General features: G+C 52.5%; 19 protein-coding genes. 6 read left to right on the forward strand and 13 right to left on the reverse strand.

The window, feature by feature from the left end; translation table 11 throughout:
* Positions 1-25 precede the first annotated feature (25 nt).
* From ACRQU7_RS11525 to ACRQU7_RS11540, 4 genes are all read left to right on the forward strand, one after another.
* Positions 26-1,234 carry an NADP-dependent isocitrate dehydrogenase gene (locus tag ACRQU7_RS11525; RefSeq protein WP_444640986.1) on the forward strand — a complete coding sequence of 403 codons (1,209 nt, stop codon included), beginning with the start codon at positions 26-28 and terminating at the stop codon, positions 1,232-1,234.
* Positions 1,235-1,261: 27 nt separating this feature from the next.
* The gene (locus tag ACRQU7_RS11530; protein WP_038324679.1) at positions 1,262-1,903 is read left to right on the forward strand and encodes a redox-sensing transcriptional repressor Rex; all 642 of its coding nucleotides are present in this window, start codon (positions 1,262-1,264) and stop codon (positions 1,901-1,903) included.
* Between the two features lie 195 nt (positions 1,904-2,098).
* Positions 2,099-2,656, forward strand: a complete 558-nt coding sequence (locus tag ACRQU7_RS11535) for a LemA family protein (protein WP_038324681.1) — start codon at positions 2,099-2,101, stop codon at positions 2,654-2,656.
* Between the two features lie 28 nt (positions 2,657-2,684).
* A complete protein-coding gene (locus ACRQU7_RS11540) occupies positions 2,685-4,646 on the forward strand; it encodes a DUF2207 family protein (protein WP_444640988.1) in 1,962 nt (653 codons plus the stop codon).
* Positions 4,647-4,934: 288 nt separating this feature from the next.
* Here ACRQU7_RS11540 and ACRQU7_RS11545 read toward each other — a convergent pair whose 3' ends face one another.
* A complete protein-coding gene (locus ACRQU7_RS11545) occupies positions 4,935-6,548 on the reverse strand; it encodes a CTP synthase (RefSeq protein ID WP_141825410.1) in 1,614 nt (537 codons plus the stop codon).
* Between the two features lie 190 nt (positions 6,549-6,738).
* Positions 6,739-7,614, reverse strand: a complete 876-nt coding sequence (locus tag ACRQU7_RS11550) for a peptidylprolyl isomerase (protein ID WP_444640991.1) — start codon at positions 7,612-7,614, stop codon at positions 6,739-6,741.
* Between the two features lie 162 nt (positions 7,615-7,776).
* Between ACRQU7_RS11550 and ACRQU7_RS11555 the strand changes: the two genes are divergently transcribed.
* Entirely contained in the window at positions 7,777-8,706 is a 930-nt protein-coding gene (locus tag ACRQU7_RS11555; RefSeq protein ID WP_141825411.1) for a S1 RNA-binding domain-containing protein, read from the forward strand.
* A 42-nt stretch (positions 8,707-8,748) separates the two neighbouring features.
* Here ACRQU7_RS11555 and ACRQU7_RS11560 read toward each other — a convergent pair whose 3' ends face one another.
* Positions 8,749-9,114, reverse strand: a complete 366-nt coding sequence (locus ACRQU7_RS11560) for a helix-turn-helix domain-containing protein (protein WP_141825412.1) — start codon at positions 9,112-9,114, stop codon at positions 8,749-8,751.
* Positions 9,115-9,553: 439 nt separating this feature from the next.
* Between ACRQU7_RS11560 and ACRQU7_RS11565 the strand changes: the two genes are divergently transcribed.
* Positions 9,554-11,317: a methyl-accepting chemotaxis protein gene (locus ACRQU7_RS11565; protein WP_444640994.1), complete on the forward strand. Its 1,764-nt coding sequence runs from the start codon at positions 9,554-9,556 to the stop codon at positions 11,315-11,317.
* Between the two features lie 114 nt (positions 11,318-11,431).
* Here ACRQU7_RS11565 and ACRQU7_RS11570 read toward each other — a convergent pair whose 3' ends face one another.
* From ACRQU7_RS11570 to ACRQU7_RS11615, 10 genes are all read right to left on the reverse strand, one after another.
* Positions 11,432-12,094 carry a hypothetical protein gene (locus ACRQU7_RS11570; RefSeq protein ID WP_444640996.1) on the reverse strand — a complete coding sequence of 221 codons (663 nt, stop codon included), beginning with the start codon at positions 12,092-12,094 and terminating at the stop codon, positions 11,432-11,434.
* Between the two features lie 70 nt (positions 12,095-12,164).
* On the reverse strand, positions 12,165-13,187 hold the full coding sequence (locus tag ACRQU7_RS11575; protein WP_444640998.1) for an ATP--guanido phosphotransferase: 1,023 nt from the start codon (positions 13,185-13,187) through the stop codon (positions 12,165-12,167).
* Positions 13,180-13,674 (reverse strand): UvrB/UvrC motif-containing protein, encoded by a 495-nt coding sequence (locus ACRQU7_RS11580; protein ID WP_444641000.1) that lies wholly within the window; start codon positions 13,672-13,674, stop codon positions 13,180-13,182. Before ACRQU7_RS11580 ends, ACRQU7_RS11575 begins: the two co-directional genes overlap by 8 nt.
* A gap of 352 nt (positions 13,675-14,026) precedes the next feature.
* On the reverse strand, positions 14,027-14,284 hold the full coding sequence (locus ACRQU7_RS11585) for a TIGR03905 family TSCPD domain-containing protein (protein WP_243122633.1): 258 nt from the start codon (positions 14,282-14,284) through the stop codon (positions 14,027-14,029).
* Between the two features lie 21 nt (positions 14,285-14,305).
* Entirely contained in the window at positions 14,306-15,145 is an 840-nt protein-coding gene (locus tag ACRQU7_RS11590; protein ID WP_038324695.1) for a PHP domain-containing protein, read from the reverse strand.
* A gap of 83 nt (positions 15,146-15,228) precedes the next feature.
* Positions 15,229-16,026 carry an ABC transporter permease subunit gene (locus ACRQU7_RS11595; RefSeq protein ID WP_444641003.1) on the reverse strand — a complete coding sequence of 266 codons (798 nt, stop codon included), beginning with the start codon at positions 16,024-16,026 and terminating at the stop codon, positions 15,229-15,231.
* Positions 16,023-16,931 (reverse strand): ABC transporter ATP-binding protein, encoded by a 909-nt coding sequence (locus ACRQU7_RS11600; RefSeq protein WP_444641005.1) that lies wholly within the window; start codon positions 16,929-16,931, stop codon positions 16,023-16,025. Before ACRQU7_RS11600 ends, ACRQU7_RS11595 begins: the two co-directional genes overlap by 4 nt.
* Before the next feature lie 22 nt (positions 16,932-16,953).
* Entirely contained in the window at positions 16,954-18,405 is a 1,452-nt protein-coding gene (locus ACRQU7_RS11605; RefSeq protein WP_444641007.1) for a 4Fe-4S dicluster domain-containing protein, read from the reverse strand.
* A gap of 13 nt (positions 18,406-18,418) precedes the next feature.
* Positions 18,419-19,597: a SpoIIE family protein phosphatase gene (locus ACRQU7_RS11610; protein ID WP_444641009.1), complete on the reverse strand. Its 1,179-nt coding sequence runs from the start codon at positions 19,595-19,597 to the stop codon at positions 18,419-18,421.
* A complete protein-coding gene (locus ACRQU7_RS11615; RefSeq protein WP_038324702.1) occupies positions 19,594-21,306 on the reverse strand; it encodes a [Fe-Fe] hydrogenase large subunit C-terminal domain-containing protein in 1,713 nt (570 codons plus the stop codon). Before ACRQU7_RS11615 ends, ACRQU7_RS11610 begins: the two co-directional genes overlap by 4 nt.
* Positions 21,307-21,322 lie beyond the last annotated feature (16 nt).

Here is a 21,322-nt window from a genome sequence, read left to right on the forward strand (position 1 = left end):
GCTTACAGATAACGGAGGGCTACGAATGAATAAGATTCAAATGACGACGCCGCTGGTGGAAATGGACGGCGACGAAATGACCAGAATCATCTGGAAAATGATAAAAGAGATCCTGCTGAACCCCTATATCGACCTGAAAACGGAATATTACGATCTTGGGCTGGAAAACCGCGACGCAACCGACGACAAGGTCACGTTTGATTCCGCTTACGCCACAAAAAAATACGGCGTTGCCGTAAAATGCGCGACGATCACCGCGAACGCGGACAGAGTGCGCGAGTATGGATTAAAAGAAATGTGGAAATCCCCGAACGGCACCATCCGTGCAATTCTGGACGGCACCGTTTTTCGTTCCCCCATCCTTGTAAAGGGCATTACGCCCTTTATTCCCACCTGGAAAAAGCCGATCACCATTGCGCGCCACGCCTACGGCGACATCTACCGCAATACGGAAATGACCGTTCCCGCCGGCGCGAAAGCCGAGCTTGTCGTTACAAAAGCGGACGGCACCGAAGAACGCGCGCTGATTCATGATTTCAAGACATCCGGCATTATTCAGGGCCAGCACAACATTGACAAAAGCATTGAAAGCTTTGCCCGGTCCTGCTTCAGCTATGCGCTCGACGTCGGGCAGGATGTGTGGTTTTCAACCAAGGACACGATTTCAAAAAAATACGATCATCGTTTCAAGGATATTTTTCAGGAAATTTACGAATCCGATTACAAAGAAAAATTTGAAAAAGCCGGTATCACCTATTTTTACACCTTAATTGACGACGCGGTAGCCCGTGTGATCCGTTCAGAAGGCGGATACATCTGGGCCTGCAAAAATTACGACGGCGACGTCATGAGCGATATGGTCGCAACTGCCTTCGGCAGCCTTGCCATGATGACGAGCGTCCTTGTTTCGCCCGAGGGAATCTATGAATACGAGGCGGCCCACGGCACCGTGCAGCGCCATTACTACAAACATCTGAAGGGCGAAAAGACGTCCACCAATTCCATGGCTACCCTGTTTGCCTGGACCGGCGCGCTGAAAAAACGCGGAGAGCTCGATCATCTTCCTGCGCTGACGGATTTTGCGGCCAAACTGGAAAAGGCGTCTATTGAAACAATTGAAAGCGGCATTATGACCGGCGACCTTGCCGCTCTTTCCACGCTGCCAAACAAAACTACAGTTGACACCGAAACCTTTTTGAGGGAAGTCAATAAAAGTCTGGTTCGGCTTTTATAAACCGGACTATTTACGGAGGGAAAGCGTATGCCAAGACGCGAAAATATTTCAATGTCGGTAATCAGAAGATTGCCCCGCTACTATCGTTTTTTAATCCATCTGAAACAAAAAGGGGTCACCAGAATCTCTTCCACCGAGCTGTCCGTGAAGCTGGGCCTGACCGCCTCGCAAATTCGTCAGGACCTGAACTGCTTCGGCGGGTTCGGTCAGCAGGGTTACGGCTATATTGTCGACCAGCTCTGTGATGAAATCGGAAATATTCTGGGCCTTTCCAATGAGTATAAAGCGATTCTGGTCGGAGCCGGAAATTTGGGAAGAGCAATTGCCTCTCACATGTCGTTTGATGATGAAGGATTCAGACTGGTCGGTATTTTTGACAGTTCCCCCAGTAAAACCGGGACAAGAATCAACGGTCAGATCGTACTCGACACGGTAGAGCTGGAAGATTTTTGCCGGAAGGAACAGCCGACCATGGCTGTGCTCTGCATCCCCCGCGACGGCGTTCATGCCGTGATTGAACGCCTGTATACTCTGGGTGTGCGCAATTACTGGAACTTCAGCCATTATGATATTGCAATGAAGTACGAAGATACGATTGTGGAAAACGTTCATCTGAATGACAGTCTGATGACGCTTTGCTACCGAATTTCAAACCCGAGCCAGAAATAAACCGTTCAGGGGAAAGGAACCGAAAGTCCTTTCCCCTTTTTGCACGGCAAATAAAATCTGTTTTCGGGGTACAATAAGGATTGTTTTCCCCCGCTTTTCTTTTTATGGAAAATATGGTATGATCACTTTGTAGCAATTTAACCGATGTTTTGAGATGTTTTCAAAAATCGCAGAGATGATTAGGAGGTACACATCATGGATTGGATCACCTTTGGCATTATTGCCGCAGTTATTCTGATTCTTGTTTTCTGGGTCACAGGCATGTACAACAAGCTTGTCTCTTTTTCCGTAAGAGTGGACAACGGATGGGCACAGGTGGACGTTCAGCTGAAAAAGCGCTTTGACCTCATCCCCAATCTGGTGGAAACCGTCAAGGGATACGCTTCCCATGAAAAATCAACCCTGGAAGAGGTCACAAAATGGCGCAGCGCGGCCATGAGCTCCAAAACCCCCGAAGAGGCGATGGAGAACAACGCCAAGCTGTCCCGCGCGATGGTGAACCTGTTTGCCACGGCGGAGCAATATCCGGACCTGAAGGCAAACCAGAATTTTCTGGACCTGCAGGGTCAGCTGAAGGACATTGAAAGCAAAATTGCTTTCGCCCGCCAGTTTTATAACGACACCGCAATGAAATACAACGAATACGTCATGCATTTCCCGTCCAATATCATTGCTTCCCTCTTCCATTTCGGACAGAAAAAATACTTTGAGATCGAGGAAGCCGATAAAGCCGTACCACAGGTAAAATTCTGATTTTCAGCGAACGAAGGGAGCATACAGATTGGCCAAAAAGCTTTTTGGCGGGATGGCTGCGGCCGTCGCCGCTATACTATTGATTCTTTTTATCATCGGCATCGGCGCCGGCGGCTACAAGCACGGCGCAAAGCAGACTTTGGAAAATCTGGATATCGTTTCTCAGCTGAACAGTAACGGCGATATGCAGGTGACGGAAACCTGGCGCATCAATCTGGAAGACCGCAGCAAGCCCTACAGCAACCTGTATAAAACCTTCCCGGTAAACGGAAGCCAGAGCGCAGGAATCGAGAATTTATCCGTGTACGACATGGATGAAAACGTTCAGTACAGCTTCCGTGACGATATCGATCCGACAAGCGGCTATTTTTCCGAAGATAACGTCTGTTACATTTACAGCACGGCGAAGGATATTGAAATCGGCTGGTTTTTGCCGTCAATCGACAGCGGCGTGCGCAACTTCAAGGTGCAGTACACCGTCAAGAACCTTGTCAGCGTATACGGAGATACTTCCGTATTGTACAACGCCTTTGTCGGAAACAAATTCAGTATCCCGATCACTCAGCTGCACGGTACGATTTTGATTCCGTCCGGCGCGAAGGATAAGGAAGTAAAGGGATGGCTGCACTGTACGGCACAGAGTCAGCTGACCATCGATTCCCCTTCCCGGATTTCCTTTACCGCAAACGAGGTTCCGCCGGAAACGCTGGTGGAAACACGCGTTTGCATGCCCGTTTCCCTGTTTCCGGATTCAACAAAAATCAGTACGGTCAATGTACTGAGCGATATTGAAAAGGAAGAAAACAAATGGGCGCAGGACTGGGAGAAGCAGCAGAAGCTGAACTACACAGTCGGCGTAGTGGATGCCGTGGCCGGAGTTGTTCTGGTGATAGCGGGAATTTTCATTCTGATATGGCTGAAAAAGAAAGCCAGACCGTATCAGGTGGAGGCTCCCGAATACACCCGTGAGATACCGGAGGACAGTTCCCCCGGCGGCGCGGCAAACCTGTTCTATTATTACAGCGGCGGGGTCACCAGCAAAGAAGAAGGGCGTGTTTTCAGCGCTACGCTGATGAGTCTGGCGCGCAAGGGGTACGTTCAGTTTGACTCCAACGAGAAAAAGGATTTTGTGGTAAGCATAGCGGAAAATACAAAACAGATGCCGCTTACGCAAAGTGAGCAGACATTTTACGATATGATTTCCGCCGTCGCGTTGTCGTTTGACGGCCGGTTTACCATGAAGCAGTTTGAAAATTACGCCAAGGATCACAACAAATCGATCGACAGCAAAATGGAACTCTTTCTGTCGCAGACAAAGAGGGAAATCGCCTCGCGCGGGTATTATGAGCGCCGGCCCTCCTTTCTGACGGTCAGCTCCGTTCTGGGAATTCTCGGTATTGTGGGAGCCATCGCGATCCTTTTGCTTTCAGGCGGCTGGCTGGTCTACATTCCCGTGGGATTCATCATTTTTGGAGTCCTGCTGATCATTGCCTCAAGCGGCAAAACAAGGCTGAGCAAAAGGGGAGAATACGATTACGCCGTATGGCAGGGGCTGAAAAAATACATGCTCGAATTTTCGCGCATGAAGGAATACGGCGTCCCGGAGCTTACGCTTTGGGAGGAATACCTTGTTTACGCAACCATGATGGGCATTTCCAAAAAGGTCTGCGATCAACTCAGAATGGTCTATCCGCAGCTGAATGACGACGGCTACCTCTACACGAATTACGGAGGCAGCTATATGTACTACATGTTCGGCCGTTCCATCGGCATGGGCGGATTCAGCCACATCGGCAGCGATTTCGGCGCCTCGCTGGGAAACACGATCAGCAACATCAGCACTTCCGCCACGCGCCTTGCGCACCCGCCCCAATCCGGAGGCTCGGGCGGCTTTGGCGGCGGTGGTTTTGGCGGCGGTGGTTTTGGCGGCGGCGGCTTCGGAGGAGGCGGCGGCGGCTTTGGCGGCGGCGGTGGCGGCGGCGCCAGATAACCGGATAACAGCACAAAAGAACCGTTGGAAACCGTTTGGTTTCCGGCGGTTCTCTTTTTATTTCCAGTCAAATGGCCGGCAAAGCACTCCCTACAGCAATTTCATTCCGGTTTGCGAGACAAAACACGTTCCTCCCCTGCCTTCGGTGGGGGAGGAAGACAACCATGTGGCAGAATCGGCTGAAAATGCTGTAAAACAAATCCCAAATGGGATTACGGCCGCAAAAAATGCCGCCTCCCATCGAAAATGGAAGACAGCATTGAAAATTCGGATTTCGGATACGGCGGCTTATTTCTTTTGGCCTGCCTTGTACTCCTTTGCCGCGCCGACCAAGCCCTTGAAAAGCGGGTGCGGGCGGTTCGGACGGGATTTAAATTCCGGATGGAACTGGGAGCCCAGAAACCACGGATGCTCCGGAACTTCCATCATTTCCACGATATGGTCGTCAGGCGATTTTCCGCAGAAGACCACGCCCGCTTGTTCAAACCGCTCGCGGTAATCGTTGTTCACCTCAAAGCGGTGACGGTGGCGCTCGGAAATGAGCGGCTCGTTGCCATAAAGCGCAGCCGCCTTTGTACCCGCGGTCAGCTTGCACGGATACTGTCCAAGGCGCATGGTGCCGCCCAGCTGGACAACGTCCTTCTGCTCCGGCATCAGGTCAATGACATGGTTGCTGCTCTGCGGATCGAATTCCGCCGAGTTCGCGTCCGCAAGGCCCAGCACATCGCGGGCGTACTCCACAATCGCAAGCTGCATGCCGAGGCAGATGCCAAGGCACGGAATCCCGTTGACTCTGGCATAGTGAATCGCCGTAATCATACCCTCGATGCCCCTCTCGCCGAATCCGCCGGGCACGATCACGCCGTCCATACTGGTGAGGATTTCCGCGACGTTGTCCGGGGTGATCGTCTCGGAATCAATCCACTTGATATTCACTTTGACGTTATTGCCGATTCCGCCGTGGGTCAGGGCTTCAGCAACGCTCAGATACGCGTCGTGCAGCTCCACATATTTGCCTACAAGCCCGATGGTGACGCTTTCCGTCATGGACATGGCCGTGTTGACCATGGCGATCCAGTCGCTCAGGTCGGCGCCGGGCGTGTCCAGCCCAAAGCGTTTGCAGACAATATCGTCCAAACGCTCGTCCTTCAACGCAAGAGGGACCTGATACAGAAGCGGAAGGTCCAGGTTCTGGATCACGCAATTTTCATTGACGTTGCAGAAAAGCGCGATCTTCTTTTTAATATCGTCGCCGACCGGCCTTTCGGAACGGAGAACAATAATGTCCGGCTGAATGCCGATAGAGAGGAGTTCCTTGACGCTATGCTGGGTAGGCTTAGACTTATGTTCATGGGAACAGATCAGATAAGGAACCAGGGTAACATGGATAAACAGGCAGTTGTTTCTGCCGACCTCCGTCGCAAACTGACGGATGGCCTCCAGAAAAGGCTGGCTCTCAATATCGCCGACCGTGCCGCCCACTTCAATGATCGCTACGTCAATATTGTCCTTCCCGTCGTAGATACGGGATTTGATTTCGTTGGTAATGTGGGGGATCACCTGGACCGTACCCCCGTCGTAATCGCCGTTGCGCTCGTTCTGCAGGACATTCCAGTAAATTCTGCCCGAAGTAATATTGCTGTTCTGGGTCAGGCTTTCGTCGATAAAGCGTTCGTAATGGCCAAGATCCAGATCCGTTTCCGCTCCGTCATTGGTTACGAAAACCTCTCCGTGCTGAAACGGGTTCATGGTGCCCGGATCAACATTCAGATAGGGGTCGAATTTCTGTATGGTAATTCTCAGTCCCCTTGCCTTCAGTAAACGCCCCAAAGAAGCCGCTGTGATTCCTTTTCCCAATCCGGATACAACCCCGCCTGTTACAAAAATATATTTTGCTGACATAGTTACCCTCCATAAGCACTTGAATTTACTGCCGCTGCAAAAACCAAATTAGATTAATTATATCGCCTGTTGTATTGGCTTGTCAATGCAATAGGCGATAATAAATGCTGTTCTTACAAGATTTGAAACAATCCGCCAATAATCGGCCCGAGTGCCCCACCGACCTGTGCACCCTGCATAACGGCCTGTATTACGGCTGGTATTTTTCTATCTCCGCTTTTTGGATGGTGACCGGGGTAGCGGGCTTGCTCTTCTCCCCCTGATCGTTTTCGGAAACGGGAACCGCGGCAATTTTGTCGACGACATCCATTCCCTCGATTACCTGCGCAAAAACGGTGTGTCCCCGTTCCACAATATTGTACGCGCCGTCCAGATTGGGATTGCCGCCGTTATCGTCATACAGCTTTTTATAGGCGTCGGTGACCTTGTCCATGTTGAGGAAATAGGTGCCGTACTGCTGGATAAAGGCATCCGGATACTGCTTATAGACATTGTACGCCTGCTGATAGTCCTCCCAGTTCACCTTTTCGGAGGTTCCCCTCTGGTTGATGAAGAACTGGCTTCCGTTGGTGTTTTCACCCGCGTTCGCCATGGAAACGGAGCCGCGGACGTTGACCAGGTTCGCGTTGAACTCATCTTCAAAGTCCTTATCCCAGATGCTTTCCCCGCCGGTGCCGTCACCCTTGGGGTCTCCGGACTGAATCATGAAGTCGTTAATCACGCGGTGGAAGGTCAAGCCATTGTAATAGCCCTTCTGAATCAGACCTTTAAAATTCTCAACGGCTTTCGGAGCGGCCTGCGCAAAAAGACGCAGCTTGATCACGCCCATACTGGTGGTCAGTACGGCAATGTCTTCACCGGCGGCGGGCTTTTCAAGCTGATAGCCTATTTTTTTGCCGTCGTCCGGCTTTACCCGGCTGGGAGCGGCCGAGCTCGCCGGTGCGGAGGAGGCCGGAGAGGACGATGCTGCAGAGCTTGCGGCGCTGCCGCCGGAACAGGCGGTCAGGCTCAGAAGCAAGGCGAAAACAGAAACAAATCCAAGCATTTTTCTGGTGTATTGTATCATAAAAATAGCTCCTTTTCGTAATACATAAATTATATTTTATTATAGAAAGCAATAATATTCAAGCCAGAGAGGGATAAATTAACAATTTAATAATTAATCAGCTTAGTATTACCTATTCATTTTAAGCATATAGATAAGCGAAGACATAAAGGAGGTAGGAAAATGTTTGATTACTATCCTGAGGGTTGGATCATCGATACACCCGAAAACCGCGCGGCGACCCTGAACATCTCCGCGCTGAACGACGCCTGCCGGGATGGAAAAATTTTGGAAGGACGCGCGCTGATTTGTGACAGCTCGCATAATTTACTGGTCGATTTAGGATGCATGAAGGGTGTGATTCCGCACGACGAGGGTGCTTTAGGTATTCGCGAAGGTACGGTACGTGACATTGCCATCATTTCCAGAGTCAACCGGCCGGTATGTTTTACCGTGACGGGTTTCCAGAAGGATACGGACGGACATATGACCGCCCTGCTGTCGCGGCGGGCCGCACAGGAAAAGTGCATGGCCGAGTATGTGAAAAAGCTTACTCCGGGCGACGTCATCAACGCGCGCGTGACCCACCTGGAAAGCTTCGGGGCCTTTGCCGACATCGGCTGCGGGATTATCGCGCTGCTGCCGATCGACGCCATCTCCGTTTCCAGAATTGACCACCCACGCGAACGGTTTACGGTCGGCATGGATATCCGTGTTGTAATAAAGTCCGTGGAAAACGGACGCATTACCCTGAGCCACAAAGAGCTTCTGGGAACCTGGGCGGAAAACGTAGCCATGTTCAAAGCCGGGGAAACAGTGGCCGGGATTGTGCGTTCCGTAGAGTCCTACGGCATTTTCGTCGAGCTTTCCCCCAACCTTGCCGGGCTGGCGGAAGCCAAGGAGGATGTGGTACCCGGTCAGCAGGCGAGCGTTTACATAAAAAGCATCATTCCTTCACGGATGAAGGTAAAGCTTGTGATTATCGATACGTTCGACTACTCCTACCGTCCTTCCGCGCCGAAATATTTCTTCACCGGAAACAGGATCGACCGGTTTGTCTATTCGCCCCCTGACAGCGAAAAGGAAATTGCAACCAATTTTACACCGGAATAAGATGTCAGGCCGCGGGTCCGGTAAGGGCCCGCGGCCTGATTTTTATGAGCGGGGCCCTTCCCTTTTGAACGCGACGATTCCGGCCACCAGGTCCGCCAGCTGTTCGGCTTCTTCCGGGGTGAGCCTCTCTGCAACCGCCGTGATTCTTTTGACGGCCGCCTCTTTCTTTTCACATTTCTTCGGATAGCCGAAATCAAACAGCTCGGACAGGGAAATATTCAGCGCCATTGCGATTTTATTGAGCGTGTCGATCGTCGGACACTTCAGGCACCGCTCGATATGACCTAAAAAAGCCGGGTCCAGTCCGGCGGAATTTGCGAGCGATTTCTGGCTGAAGCCCGCTACCTTGCGCAGATGTTTGATTTGCTCTGCAGTTTTCTGCATGATTTCCATTTTTGCCTTATCCATGTTTACCTCTGTCCCCTCATCCTTACTAGTCACATTTTTCGCAAGCACCCAATTGATGTCTAAAGATATTCTACAAAAAGTGACTATAAGTATTGAAAAATCGTTTTTTTTCGCGTATACTGAAAAAGGCAATTATTTGATTATATTGACTTTTATGAAATATTAACTCACGGCATTTCCGGTTGATTCTGCAACAAGGCTGCGTTCTTCCCTCCCTTCGGCGGGGGAAGAACGTGTTTTGTCTCGCGAACTGAAAGGGAACTACTGTAAGAAATCCTGTAAAAGAAGAGGTGTAAACAAAATCGTTCAGTATCTGCACAGAGTATTGGGCATGGAGCGGACAGATGCGGCACCGGCATTGTCCTGATCCAGGGCACATGACAAATATTAGAATACCCCGATCAGCGAAAATGACCCAAAAAGTTAAAGGGATGAGAAAATGTTCAGGAATATGAAAATCGCTAAAAAACTGATGATTACATTTATTGCCGTAGCCATCATTTCCAGCATCAGCGGAATCGTAGGCGTAACCGTAACGGCGCTTCTAAACGCCACTTACAGCAATGCGCTGACGGATTACGGCTTCTCTCAGGGAGAGATCGGGCTTTTCAATACGCAATTCAATGAAAGCCGTGCCATCCTCAGCGACATCATTTACAGTACGGAATCGCAGAAAATACAGGAAAGCGAGAATGAACTTGACCAGTCAGGCAAAAAACTGGATACTTACCTGAAAAATATGAGAAAGGGCATGGTCACGGAAAAGGAACTGGACTATTATAATCATATTCAGGAAAATCTGACAAAATTTGAACAGGTCAGCGGTCAGGTGGTTGAACTGGCCAAACAAAACCGGGACACGGAAGCCTCCGAGCTGCTGGACCGCGAGGGCAGCCCTCTTTCCGACAGCATCCGAGCCTCCACCGAGGCGCTGCTTACGGAAAAGACGACAACCGGGAACAAACTGGCAGGCGACCTGTCCAGACAGGCCCAGCTTGCGGACTTTGCCATTGTCGGGGTCATTTGCCTCAGCTTCCTGATTTCCATTATCATCGCCATTCGGATTTCCCGCAGCATCAGCAAGCCTGTGGCTGAGATGTCGGAAGCCGCGCAGAAGATCGCACAGGGCGATTTAAGCGTACAAATTGATGGAAACTCCCAAAATGAAATCGGCCGGCTGGGAGAAGCCTTCGCACAATCCACGGCTTCCATCCGGGCTTACATATCGGATATCGGAAATATAGTCAGTGAAATCGAACGCGGCAACCTTACCGTGGGCACCGATCTGGAATACATCGGCGACTATGCCCAGCTCAAGAGCTCTATTTTAGGAATTATCGCCACTCTGAACCACACCTTCGGCCAGATCGATCAGGCGGCGGAGCAGGTCGCCAGCGGTTCCTCTCAGGTTTCCAGCGGCGCGCAGGAACTGGCGCAGGGCGCTACGGAGCAGGCGAGCTCCGTGGAAGAGCTTTCCGCCAGCATTTCCGAAATATCCACCCACGTGAAAGACAACGCGGAGCATACCGCCAGCGCGAGCAGATCCGTGGCCGAAGTCAGCAAGGAAATCGAGACAAGCAATCAGCACATGGACGACATGGTCAAAGCCATGACCCTGATTAACGAATCTTCCGGAGAAATCGGAAAAATCATTAAGACCATTGAGGATATCGCATTTCAGACAAATATCCTCGCGCTGAACGCAGCCGTGGAAGCCGCCAGGGCCGGAGCGGCCGGAAAAGGGTTCGCCGTAGTTGCGGACGAAGTAAGGAATCTTGCAAGCAAAAGCGCCGAAGCCGCGAAAAATACGACCGCTCTGATTGAAAACTCCGTAAGGCAGGTAGAAAACGGGACGAAAATCGCGGACGCGACCGCTCAGTCGCTCCACCGCGTCGTCGCCAGAGCGGAGGAAGTCACCAAAACGGTTGAAAAAATTTCGGTGGCGACCAACCGGCAGTCCGACGCCATTTCCCAGGTCACGCTGGGCGTGGAGCAAATCTCCAGCGTTGTTCAGACAAATTCCGCAACCGCCGAAGAAAGCGCCGCCGCAAGCGAGGAGCTTTCCAGCCAGGCACAGCTTCTGAGAGATCTGGTCGAAAAATTCAGACTGAGCGGCCAGCCTTCCGCACCGTTGGAAACGGCAGCATACCCAAGGGAAGCCACTGGGTTCGAGCTGCCGATGGCGGCAGGCGACAAGTATTAACAGGAAAAATCAAATCACGATTATTTAAGTCAAAGAATACGTACGTATTCTTTGACTTTTTTATGGAAAGCGGAGCTGCGCACCGCATGCTCCGCCTTGAATGACAGCCGCCCGCTATTGTACGGACGGCTTATTTTCCTGTAGTTTTAAGATATGGGCATCCAGCAGCTGCTTGAAGAGATCGTTTTTACGGGCGCGGCCGAGAGAATCCGTATATTTCACCGGATCGTAATACTGGCTCTGCCTTTGCTGCTTTAAGAATTCCAGCGCTTCTTCCCTGCCGTGCAGCTTTGCCACCAGATCAGCCGTTTTAATCGCGTTCATTGCGCTGTAAGGCTCTAAACGGTACGCCTCGGTAAAATTAAAGAGTGCGGCTTCAAGGCGCCCCAGGCCCTCCTGAGCCTTCGCAAGGTCCCTCAGCACGGAGGCGCGCTGCGCGGCGGCGTAGTTGATGGTGATGCCGTCTTCCTCCCGGATATGGTTCGGAAGGCTCCCCCAGCCGGAGGTGTGCAGGTACTCGCCGGCACAGCGGATCGTTTCCTCATAATATTTTTTCCCCAGCCAGCTGTAGGCCTTCTCGACCAGATAGAGCTGCTCCGGGGTATGCGGCTCGCCGCACAGTTCAATCACCTTCAGCAGTATTTTTTCCCGATCCTGAATCTTCTCCTTCAGAGCAACGGCCTCTTCTTCCAGCGCCCGGCGGTGCGGCACGGTTTCCCCCAGTTCAAAAAAGAGCGCCGCCGCCAGATCCGTATTGTCATTTTTTAATTCGGCCATAGATATTCCCACCTTTTTAGAAAATCTTTTCAGCAGTAAAATTTCCGATTGCCTGAATTTATCACGACCCTCAGGGACTCGGCTTTTGCAGGAAATCCCTGATTTTTTCAGCCCGCAGGCTGCGCCGCTCCGCAGGAGTGAGCTTTTTTCCGCTGTAAAACGTCAGCGTAGCGGGCTGGACCAGAACCATCAGACGGTTGATTTTTCCGTAATCGATCGGGTCAATCAAGCCCGCGGCCACACCGAACCGGACGTTGGAGATCAGCTGCATGAATTCCTCGTTCGCCATCATCTTCGCACTTTGCAAAATGGCAAGGGAACGGCTGACGGTATCCTGAATTTCAAGGCTTTCCGCCAGTTCCTTTCTGGCGGCACGTTCCTGTTCGATCAGCTGCATGGCAATGCTTTGAAGATTCGCAATCGCTTCCTGCTCCGACAGCCCGAAGGTAACGTGGTTGGACAACTGGTACACAGCGCCCTTCGGCTCCACCCCGGACCCAAAAGTACCGCGCAGCGCAAGACCAAGCTTACTGAGATTTGAGGAAATCCGGGAAATCCCCCCGCCTTCCCGCAGCGCGGGAAGATGCAGCGTCAGAGACGCGCGCATCCCCGTCCCGAGGTTGACGGGATTCTGTGTCAGATATCCCAGATTTTCATCAAAAGCGAAACCGAGGCATTTATCCAGAATGTCGTCCAGGCTATCCGCCGCGGCGAACGCTTTTTGCGGATTCAGCCCCGCTTCCGAGGACTGAAGATGAATGTGGTCCTCTTCATTGACCATGATGCTGACCGTTTCATCCGCGTTTACAAAGAAACCTCTTCCGCGGCGGTCCGATATGAAATCCGCGCTGACGAGATGGCGTTCCACCAGAGAAACCGCCTCCACCCTGGACAGGCTCTCCATGTCCGTGAATTGAAAAAGGTGGGACAGGGCCTCATTGCCGCTGAAAGCCTCCGCCACTCTTTCGGAAAGCTTCTGCCGGTCGGCGCGGCTCATTTTCGCGCAGAAAGGGACGTCCGTCAGATTGCGGATAAGATGAATTTGCGTGCGGATCACAACGTCCTCTTCGCAGCCGGGATTCGGGCTATTCACGGGCCTTCCCTCCTTCCAGTTCTTTGATCCGGTCGCGCAGGCTGGCGGCATGTTCAAAGTTTTCGGCGTCGATGGCCTCCCGCAGCTCCCGGCGCATCAGGCTGAGCTGCTCCTGCGGCCTGCTCTGAAGAGCGCCGCCGCCCCGAACCTTTCCGCGGTGTCTGGTATTGCCGTGGATACGCTGAATCAGAGGAATCAGGCGGTCGTAAAAGGTATGATAGCATTGTGCACAGCCGACCTGCCCGCTGCGCATGATATCGTCAAAGGTCGCCCCGCAGCACTTGCAGCGGACCGGGTCGTCCAATTCGGCTCCGCCGAAGAAGCCGCCCAGCAGGCTGCCATAATCGCAGCCCAGCCCGGTCAGAAGATTTCCATACCCCAATCTCTGCGCACATTCGGCGCAGAGGGAATATTCCGTCAGTTCCCCGTTGATGATGGTTTTGATATGAGTGGTAACAGGATTTTTTCCGCAGGAATCGCACAGCATAGAATCACCCCGTAAGATTATTAAACATAATATAATATTACTATTAATTCATCATGAATAGAAGATAGAAAAGCCTAATTTTGGGGTGAGGCCCCAAAAGAAAAATTTGTAACACGTTTTGTTCCTATGCAATATTATATACTGTAAACCGAAAGGAGGCAAACAATTATGTGTAACAACAATTTCTTTGGTGGTGGTGGCAGCTGCTGTTGGATTATCATCCTTGTCATTATCCTTTTAGTATGCTGCGGCGGTGATAACGATTGCGGTGGTTGCGGCAATTGCAACAATGGATGTGGCGGCTGCTAAACGCACAAAAAGGGCTGCGAGTAAAATCGCAGCCCTTCATTCTTTATTTATGCTTCTGCTGCTCTTTTGCCTGTGACAATGCAATCGCCAGTTGATCCGGGCAGGAGGTGGACCTGAACCCGCACTTAATTCCCTTCAGGCGCCGGATGGCTTCATCGGCCTTCATTCCCTCTACAAGCGCGCAGATTCCCTTGCCGTTCCCGTTGCAGCCCCCGATGATCTTAACCGATTTGACGGTGTCATCCTCCAGCTCCAAGTCGATTTCAGAGGAACATGTCCCCTTCGTTTTGTACTGATACACCAAGTCGTTTCCTCCGCTGCTCTATTTTTTCAAATGTATTTTGGCCTTTTTCAGCGCTTCCAGCTGATTGTCCGGCGTTACACAGGTCCCGATCGGCATTGCGACGGTAGTATACATGCCGTGAAAATCAGTGCCGCCCGTCATCACCAGGCCATGCTCCTGCGCAATGGCGGTAAAGCGTTCCTCGTCGCCCGGCCTGTTGCGCGGATGCCAGACCTCCACGCCTTCAATTTCATGATCTTTTGCAAGCTGTTCCAGCAGGTCATAGCTGTCGTACTCACCGGGATGCGCCAGAACCGCGACACCCCCGGCGTCATGAATCTGCCCGATCACGTCGTGGACATCGGGATAATGGACGGGAAAATAAGCAAGCCCCGTCTTGGAATTAAACAGCTTGTGATAGGTTTCACCGAAAAAATGATTGGAATAACCCGCGTCTATCAGCGCGTGCATAATATGCTGCTTAAAGATATTGGTACTCCCCTGCGCCCGGCGCAGAACCATTTCCGCAGTAATCGGATAAAGCTTCATTACCTTCTGAAGCATGATGCAGGAAGCGCGGCGGCGGCTGTCCCCGGTGCGCTTGCACAGGCCCTCCAGCCGGTCGGTATTGTCGCAAAGGTAGCACAGTATATGCGCCTTTCTTCCGGTAGCAGGGTCCGTCGTTGAAAACTCGACCCCCGAAATCACTTTAATCCCATGTCTGTCCCCAAAAATTCTTGCTCTGGTCGATCCCGCAAATGTGTCATGATCAGTGACGGCAATCGTGGGGATTCCATGCGTCTTGGCAAGTAGAACAACCTCGTCAATACTGACCGAACCATCGGACATTTTTGTATGACAATGTAAATCTGCAGCCACTTAATCACCTTCCAGTCTTCGTCATTTCCATACTATTACAATCCTATTATAATACTTTCCGACGTCGAAGGCAAATAGGCGGCTCATTTTAAAAGCTTTTCCGGCGTGAAAGAACGCGCCGCGACAAACCAGAGCAGACAGTCAACTACCAGTAAAACCACCGCAATGATCAGCAGGATCAGCGCGTTCAGCTGAAACAGACCGGTGAACTGCCCCACAAAAAGAAGGACAAGCGGCAGAACGATGTATCCCGACGTCTGGAAGGACTCCATGTAGCTTTTGCTCCTGCCGGAAACCAGCACCATAAAGACCACCCCGAAAACCGTGACCCCGGGCGCCAGAAAAAGCACGAGTACGAGCCAGTTCCAGTTCAGGAAAAACGGCATGCCGAGAAGAAGGTCCCCCGCCGTGATAACGCAGGCAAACACCACAAAGGAGATGCCCGTTGCGATCGCGGATAAAAAAACACAGCTGAGCACCTTGGCTTTGAAAATGGATTTTACGCTCAAAGGGGTCAGAAGCAGCGTCTGGATCGTACCGCGTTCTTTCTCACCGACAAAGCTGCTTGCCGCCGAAACGCTGGAAACCATCAGGGGGATCATCAGAAAGAACATGGGACAGACCACATTCGTCATAATGTAGAACATGCCCTGCTTGACGGAAAAATACGACAGTTCCCGCGGAAGGAGCTGCAGCATCTGGTCAACGCCGTTCATCTCCCCTGTCGGAACAAAAAGAATCATAAGGAGGTACATGACGGGCAGGAACAGAACCATCACCAGCGGCACAAGAATAATGGTGTTGCGCGCCATTTTGGTGTTCCAGATTTCACCGAAATCCTTATTCACAACCGCCTGTTCGGCCGACGACAGCAATTTCATTGTGCTTCCTCCTGATGCTTCAGATATTCAAAATAGATGTCTTCCAGCGTCGGCTTTACCAAACGTGCTTCAAAAACATCATGCCCGGATTCAACGACGGTTTTCAGCAGCTTCGGCATCTGATCTTCCCGCTCAAGCTCCGTCTGCCACCATCCGTCGGCGGCGTCAAAGCCGTCCAGGGAATCCCCCTCTGGAAGACGGAAAGCGGCCTTGATGCGGCAGCCGATCTCGCTGCAAAGGGCTTCGAGGCTTCCCCCGGCGATCAGCCTGCCTTTATCGACGATTCCATAGCTGTCGCAGATATCCTGCGCGTAGCGCAGCTGATGGGTGCACAGGAACACCGTCGTGCCGGCACTGCCCGCCAGGTCCGTTATCATGGAATTGACCGCCTGGGCGGATTCCGGATCAAGCCCGCTGGTAGGCTCGTCCAGAAAAAGCACCTGGGGACGGTTGATCAGCGCGCGGGCCAGAGAGAGGCGCTGCGCCATGCCGGTGGAATATTCGCTCAGCTTTTTTTCGCGCGCGTCCCACAGATCAAGCTCTTTTAAAAGCTGAGCCGCCCGCTCATTGCCCTCGTCGCGGCTCAGGCCCGCCGTCTGGGCAAAAAAGAGGAGGTTCTGCGTGCCCGTCAGCTGGCCATACATTCTGGCGGATTCCGTCATGACCCCGCAAAGCCGGTGGACGTCGCCGGGGGCCTTCACGGGATTCAGGTCAAGCACCGTACACTCTCCCTGCGTCGGTTTCAAGAGCCCCGTAAACAGTTTGACGGACGTCGTCTTTCCGGCCCCGTTCGGGCCCAGAAAGCCGTAGACGCTGCCCTGCGGAATGTCCAGATTCAGGTCGTTCAGGGCATTGGTTTTTCCATCATAGGATTTCGTAAGACCTTTTGCGCTGACTGCGTACAAAAGCAATCCCTCCTTTTCCCCTTTATTCTTGGGGATCCGTAGTCATTTTAATCTTTGAAAAATCGTGTATGTTCTGAATGTTTTCAAGGATGCCGCGGTGATCCGCGGACGCCATCAGCCTGCTGCGGTTTTTCAGAAGCTTCTGCAGCTCCTCCACACCGCCGGGACCGGCGATACAGCCGCCCTCGCACGCCATGCCTTCCACAAAATTCTCTTCCAGGCGACCGGCGTTCAGGAGCGTCAGAGTTTTTTTGCACTCGGCCGCGCCGTTGCATTTTACACAGGTGAACGGCAGATCAAAATTCTGTTCCTCCAGCGCCTGCTTCACCGCGCCGGAAACGCCGCCGCTCTGCGCAAAGCCCTTGCCCGCGCGGCTTCCGTCCTGCTCGTTTTCCGCTTCGTCAAGGACGTTGATCTCCCTTGCGCTGAACATGGCCTGGAGCTCTTCAAAGGTCATGACATAGTCGGCGGTATCCTGAACCTTCCGGATTTCAATTTTCTTGGCAATACAGGGACCGATAAAGACGACCCTGCTGTCGGGATGCTCCGCCTTTATGTATCGGACGGTCAGCGTCATAGGAGAAGCGGTGTGCGAAATAAGCGGAACCAGCTTCGGGAAATGCTTTTCAATCATCTCCACAAAGGCCGGGCAGCAGGAGGTAGTCATTTTCTGTTTGCTTTCCAGCGCTTCCCGGAGCTCCTGCGCCTCATGGAAGGTCGTCGCGTCCGCACCGAGGGACACCTCTGCGACGCCCGTAAAACCCAGTTTTTTGATCGCGGATTTCAACATGCCGACGTTGGCGGCACCGAAATGCCCTTCAATGGCCGGAGCGAAAACCGCGTAGACAGGTTTGCCGGATTTGATGTCCTCAATCACGTTGACTATGGCGGAACGGTCCGTGATTGCGCCGAACGGGCAGTTTTTCGTGCAGGCCCCGCAGTTGATACAGCGGGAATAGTCGATGGCGGCCCGCTTGTATTCGTCTTTTGTAATCGCTTTTACGGGACAGGCACGGATGCAGGGGCGCATGGTGTCGGAAATCGCATTGTACGGGCAGGCCGCCGCACAGCGCCCGCATTCCTTGCATTTGGCGGGATCGATGTATGCGCCCTTGGGAGTAATGGAAATGGCGCCGAACGGGCAGGCCGCGTGGCATTTTTTCGCAAGGCAGTGCTGACAGTTGTCCGTGACGTTAAAACGGTTGATCGGACAGCCCTCGCAGGCCGCCGTAAGCACCGCGACAATATTGCCGTCATCCTGTCCGGGCAGGTTTTCCCCGCGCGCGGAAATCAGGCGTTCCCGGATAATTTCGCGCTCACGGTAAACGCAGCAGCGGAATTCGGGCAGAGGCCCCGGAATGATTTCATAAGGGATGGTGTCAAGGTGTTCCTTCAGCGTGCCTTCGTATGCGTATTTGGCGGCCTTAGTCAGTACTTCGTATTTCAATTGCTTGGCGTCATTATTATATTGCATGAATAATCCTCATCTAATAGTAATATTTTTCGACTTTTTTGCCGAGCTGCTGCACAAGGGTGCAGAGCTCCTCGATCAGCTTGATCTTAATGCTCAGGTCGGCCGGGAGACCGGGGTTCTGGTGGGCGGGATTGATCGCCCTGCCGATATAAACCTTCAGGTCGGTACAGTCCTCCAGAAGAAGCCTGGCGAGCATTGCCGCGCCGTTCGGCTGGTCCAGAACATGAAAATAGTAGGAGTCGGTCTGGTGGGAAAGGTAGTCCTTCAGGATTTCCACCGTCCGGCTGAGAGTCAGGACGCCCTCGGTCACAAGGTCGATCCCCTCTATTTTTCCGGTGGGCGGAATATCAGGGTCCGTGTAATGAATCGTGGTCTCGATCTTCCGGTTCAACACTCTGGATACGATATTGGCGCTGGTTCCCCCGCAGACCACCCTCTTTCCCGGAGAGGTCATAAAATCATGGACGATTCTGGCGTCGTCCTCCTTGCGGACCGGCGGCCCGGAAAGAAGGCTGACCATACAGCGCGGGGTGACTTTTAAAATCAAATCGGTGGAATCGTCCCCCGGCTTTCCCAGATAAAGCTCGTTGACGGCCTGCGACAGCGAAACCGCAAGCCGCGGCGCGGACGTTTCCTTCAGGGTCGTCTTGGCAAGCCACGCGGAGACATTTTCCCAGTTCCAGCCGAAATTGAGCGCCTGGCCCACGCCGGCGTAGACAATGCCGTCGCTGACAAGCGCGATCACATCCCCGGGACAGACGGAAAAATGGCTTTCCGTTACGGTTTTTCCGGCGCACTCTTTGATTTCCGAGCAGTCCTCCAGATCGATGATCCTGCCGTTTCGTACAAAGATGCAGGGGGGATTGTCAAACTCCACCAAAGAGACATCGCCGTCGTCGGATACCCGGATGACGCTGAAGGTAGAGTAGGCCAGCTTGCGGATATTGCAGACCGGCAGCGTTTTGGCGATCGTCTCGACCGCCTCCACCAAGGTCGCTCCCTCCTCCAGCATGGTGGAAATAATGCTGCTGGTCAGAGTGGAAAGGATATTGGCTTTTACCCCGCTGCCCAGCCCGTCGGCCAGAACCGCGATGGTGGCGTCCTTTGTACGCGAGACGATCACCTTATCCCCGCACAGCTCTTCGCCGTATTTATTCAGACTTCGATATGCGGTGTCAACATGCATTTTCATTGTTCATCACCGTCAAACACAATCATATTTTTCAGTTTGGTCAGCGTGACCTTTGTCTCCGCCGTCGTTTCCCCGAGCAGGCTCGCAATCTGTTGCGCAGCAATCATTTGTTTGTCAATAACCTTCTGGGCCATCTCCATGGTCTCACTGCGAAGCTTATACTTGCTTTCCAGCTCCGCTTCCTCACGGGTGATATCCTTGTAAATCCCCATGGCGATGTTTTGCTTCGCGATATACACGATGGTCTGCATCGTGGTAATTCCATAATCCCGGAAATGCACCTTTTTGTCCGGGATGGACTGTCTTGCATCAAAAACATATTGAAAATCGGAGGAATCCATAATCTCATAAATGCATTTCTGCAGTGCCTCGTGGCGGGAAATCTGAAACGCCTTCTCCGCGGCGGTGTTGAATTCAATGATATTCAGGTCCTTGTCAACAATGATGGTGATGTTGGGCGTTTCGGTCAGCACACAGTTGGAAAGCGATTCGGCGCGTTCCTTCATGTACGGCATACACATGGTCAGCTCGGCCTTGTTCTGGTAAACGGCGACCGCCTTGTCCCGGCAGGTCGGATAGCCGCAGGAACCGCAGTTGAGCTCATCCTCCGGCGACTCCTTGCCGATTTTCGCCAGAATCATGCGGATCGTCGCTTCATCGGGAATATCTTCCCGCACGGAGCAGTCCACAAACTGCATTCCCATGGGAATCTGCTCCGGCAGATTGGGATATTCACCGGCGTCCTCATCCGCGTATTTTCTGACCTTCATGGAGGAGGAGAAACGCGAAGCCGCGTCCCTGTTGGAAATAGGACCGTTGATGCAGCCGTCCCTGCACATGTTGATCTCTATAAAGCAATGCCGCAGATCGCCGCGTTCCAGCGCTTTGCAGAGGTCAATACATTCCGCGGAGCCGCTTACGCTGAGCATCTTCCAGTCGCCCGTATCGCCCATGGAGCGAAGGGAAGCGATGATTCCGTCCGTTACCGGATACATCCGCAGGATTCGCGAGCTTGGGTTGAGAAAGGATGCCGGCTGCGCTTCCTGAATAGAAATATGTTCTTCCTCCATCCATCTGGCCAGATCGTCAAAGGTAATCACGGCGTCCACGTCATTGTTGTGGCGGATATCGGCGGCCTCACCGATCTTTGCGATGCACGGGCCTACGAATACGACGCGGGTACCGTATCCAAAAGTCTTTTTCAGCAGCCTGGCGTGCGCGATCATCGGAGAAACCACGGGCGCCATCTGGTCGACCAGAGACGGATAATAATGCTCGATCAGCCTGTTTGCCGAAGGGCAGCAGGTGGTAATCATATTTTCCATGCGGTTTTCCTGCATCAGCCGGTGGTATTCCGCCGTCACATAGGCAGCTCCCATGCTTGTTTCGGCTACGCCGTAAAAGCCCAGAGCTTTCACGGCCCCCGCAAACTTTTGCACATCATCGAAATCAAAGGAGCCCACGTAGGACGGGGCCACGGAAAGAATAGTCCGGACGCCCTTCCCGATCATTTCCCTGACAGCCGCAGCATCGCTGTTCAGCGTCTTTGCATTCTGCGGGCACTGCTCCAGGCAGGTTCCGCATAAAACACAGTTGCGCTCAATAATCTGCGCCTGTGCATGTTCCACTTTAATGGATTTAACCGGGCAAACCTTTACGCACTTATAACAGTTTTTACAGTTTGCCGCCTTTAAACCGATAATGCCCATTTTATGTCCCCACTTC

It is taken from the genome of Caproiciproducens puteiluti (genome assembly GCF_052442865.1).
Lineage (GTDB): Bacteria > Bacillota > Clostridia > Oscillospirales > Acutalibacteraceae > Caproiciproducens.

What these genes read in the sequence shown, in the direction of transcription:
- ACRQU7_RS11525 (WP_444640986.1), top strand. Translation starts at nt 26, where the DNA reads ATGAATAAGATTCAAATGACGACGCCGCTGGTGGAAATGGACGGCGAC.
- ACRQU7_RS11530 (WP_038324679.1), top strand. Translation starts at nt 1,262, where the DNA reads ATGCCAAGACGCGAAAATATTTCAATGTCGGTAATCAGAAGATTGCCC.
- ACRQU7_RS11535 (WP_038324681.1), top strand. Translation starts at nt 2,099, where the DNA reads ATGGATTGGATCACCTTTGGCATTATTGCCGCAGTTATTCTGATTCTT.
- ACRQU7_RS11545 (WP_141825410.1), bottom strand. Translation starts at nt 6,548, where the DNA reads ATGTCAGCAAAATATATTTTTGTAACAGGCGGGGTTGTATCCGGATTG.
- ACRQU7_RS11550 (WP_444640991.1), bottom strand. Translation starts at nt 7,614, where the DNA reads ATGATACAATACACCAGAAAAATGCTTGGATTTGTTTCTGTTTTCGCC.
- ACRQU7_RS11555 (WP_141825411.1), top strand. Translation starts at nt 7,777, where the DNA reads ATGTTTGATTACTATCCTGAGGGTTGGATCATCGATACACCCGAAAAC.
- ACRQU7_RS11560 (WP_141825412.1), bottom strand. Translation starts at nt 9,114, where the DNA reads ATGGATAAGGCAAAAATGGAAATCATGCAGAAAACTGCAGAGCAAATC.
- ACRQU7_RS11565 (WP_444640994.1), top strand. Translation starts at nt 9,554, where the DNA reads ATGTTCAGGAATATGAAAATCGCTAAAAAACTGATGATTACATTTATT.
- ACRQU7_RS11570 (WP_444640996.1), bottom strand. Translation starts at nt 12,094, where the DNA reads ATGGCCGAATTAAAAAATGACAATACGGATCTGGCGGCGGCGCTCTTT.
- ACRQU7_RS11580 (WP_444641000.1), bottom strand. Translation starts at nt 13,674, where the DNA reads ATGCTGTGCGATTCCTGCGGAAAAAATCCTGTTACCACTCATATCAAA.
- ACRQU7_RS11595 (WP_444641003.1), bottom strand. Translation starts at nt 16,026, where the DNA reads ATGAAATTGCTGTCGTCGGCCGAACAGGCGGTTGTGAATAAGGATTTC.
- ACRQU7_RS11605 (WP_444641007.1), bottom strand. Translation starts at nt 18,405, where the DNA reads ATGCAATATAATAATGACGCCAAGCAATTGAAATACGAAGTACTGACT.
- ACRQU7_RS11610 (WP_444641009.1), bottom strand. Translation starts at nt 19,597, where the DNA reads ATGAAAATGCATGTTGACACCGCATATCGAAGTCTGAATAAATACGGC.
- ACRQU7_RS11615 (WP_038324702.1), bottom strand. Translation starts at nt 21,306, where the DNA reads ATGGGCATTATCGGTTTAAAGGCGGCAAACTGTAAAAACTGTTATAAG.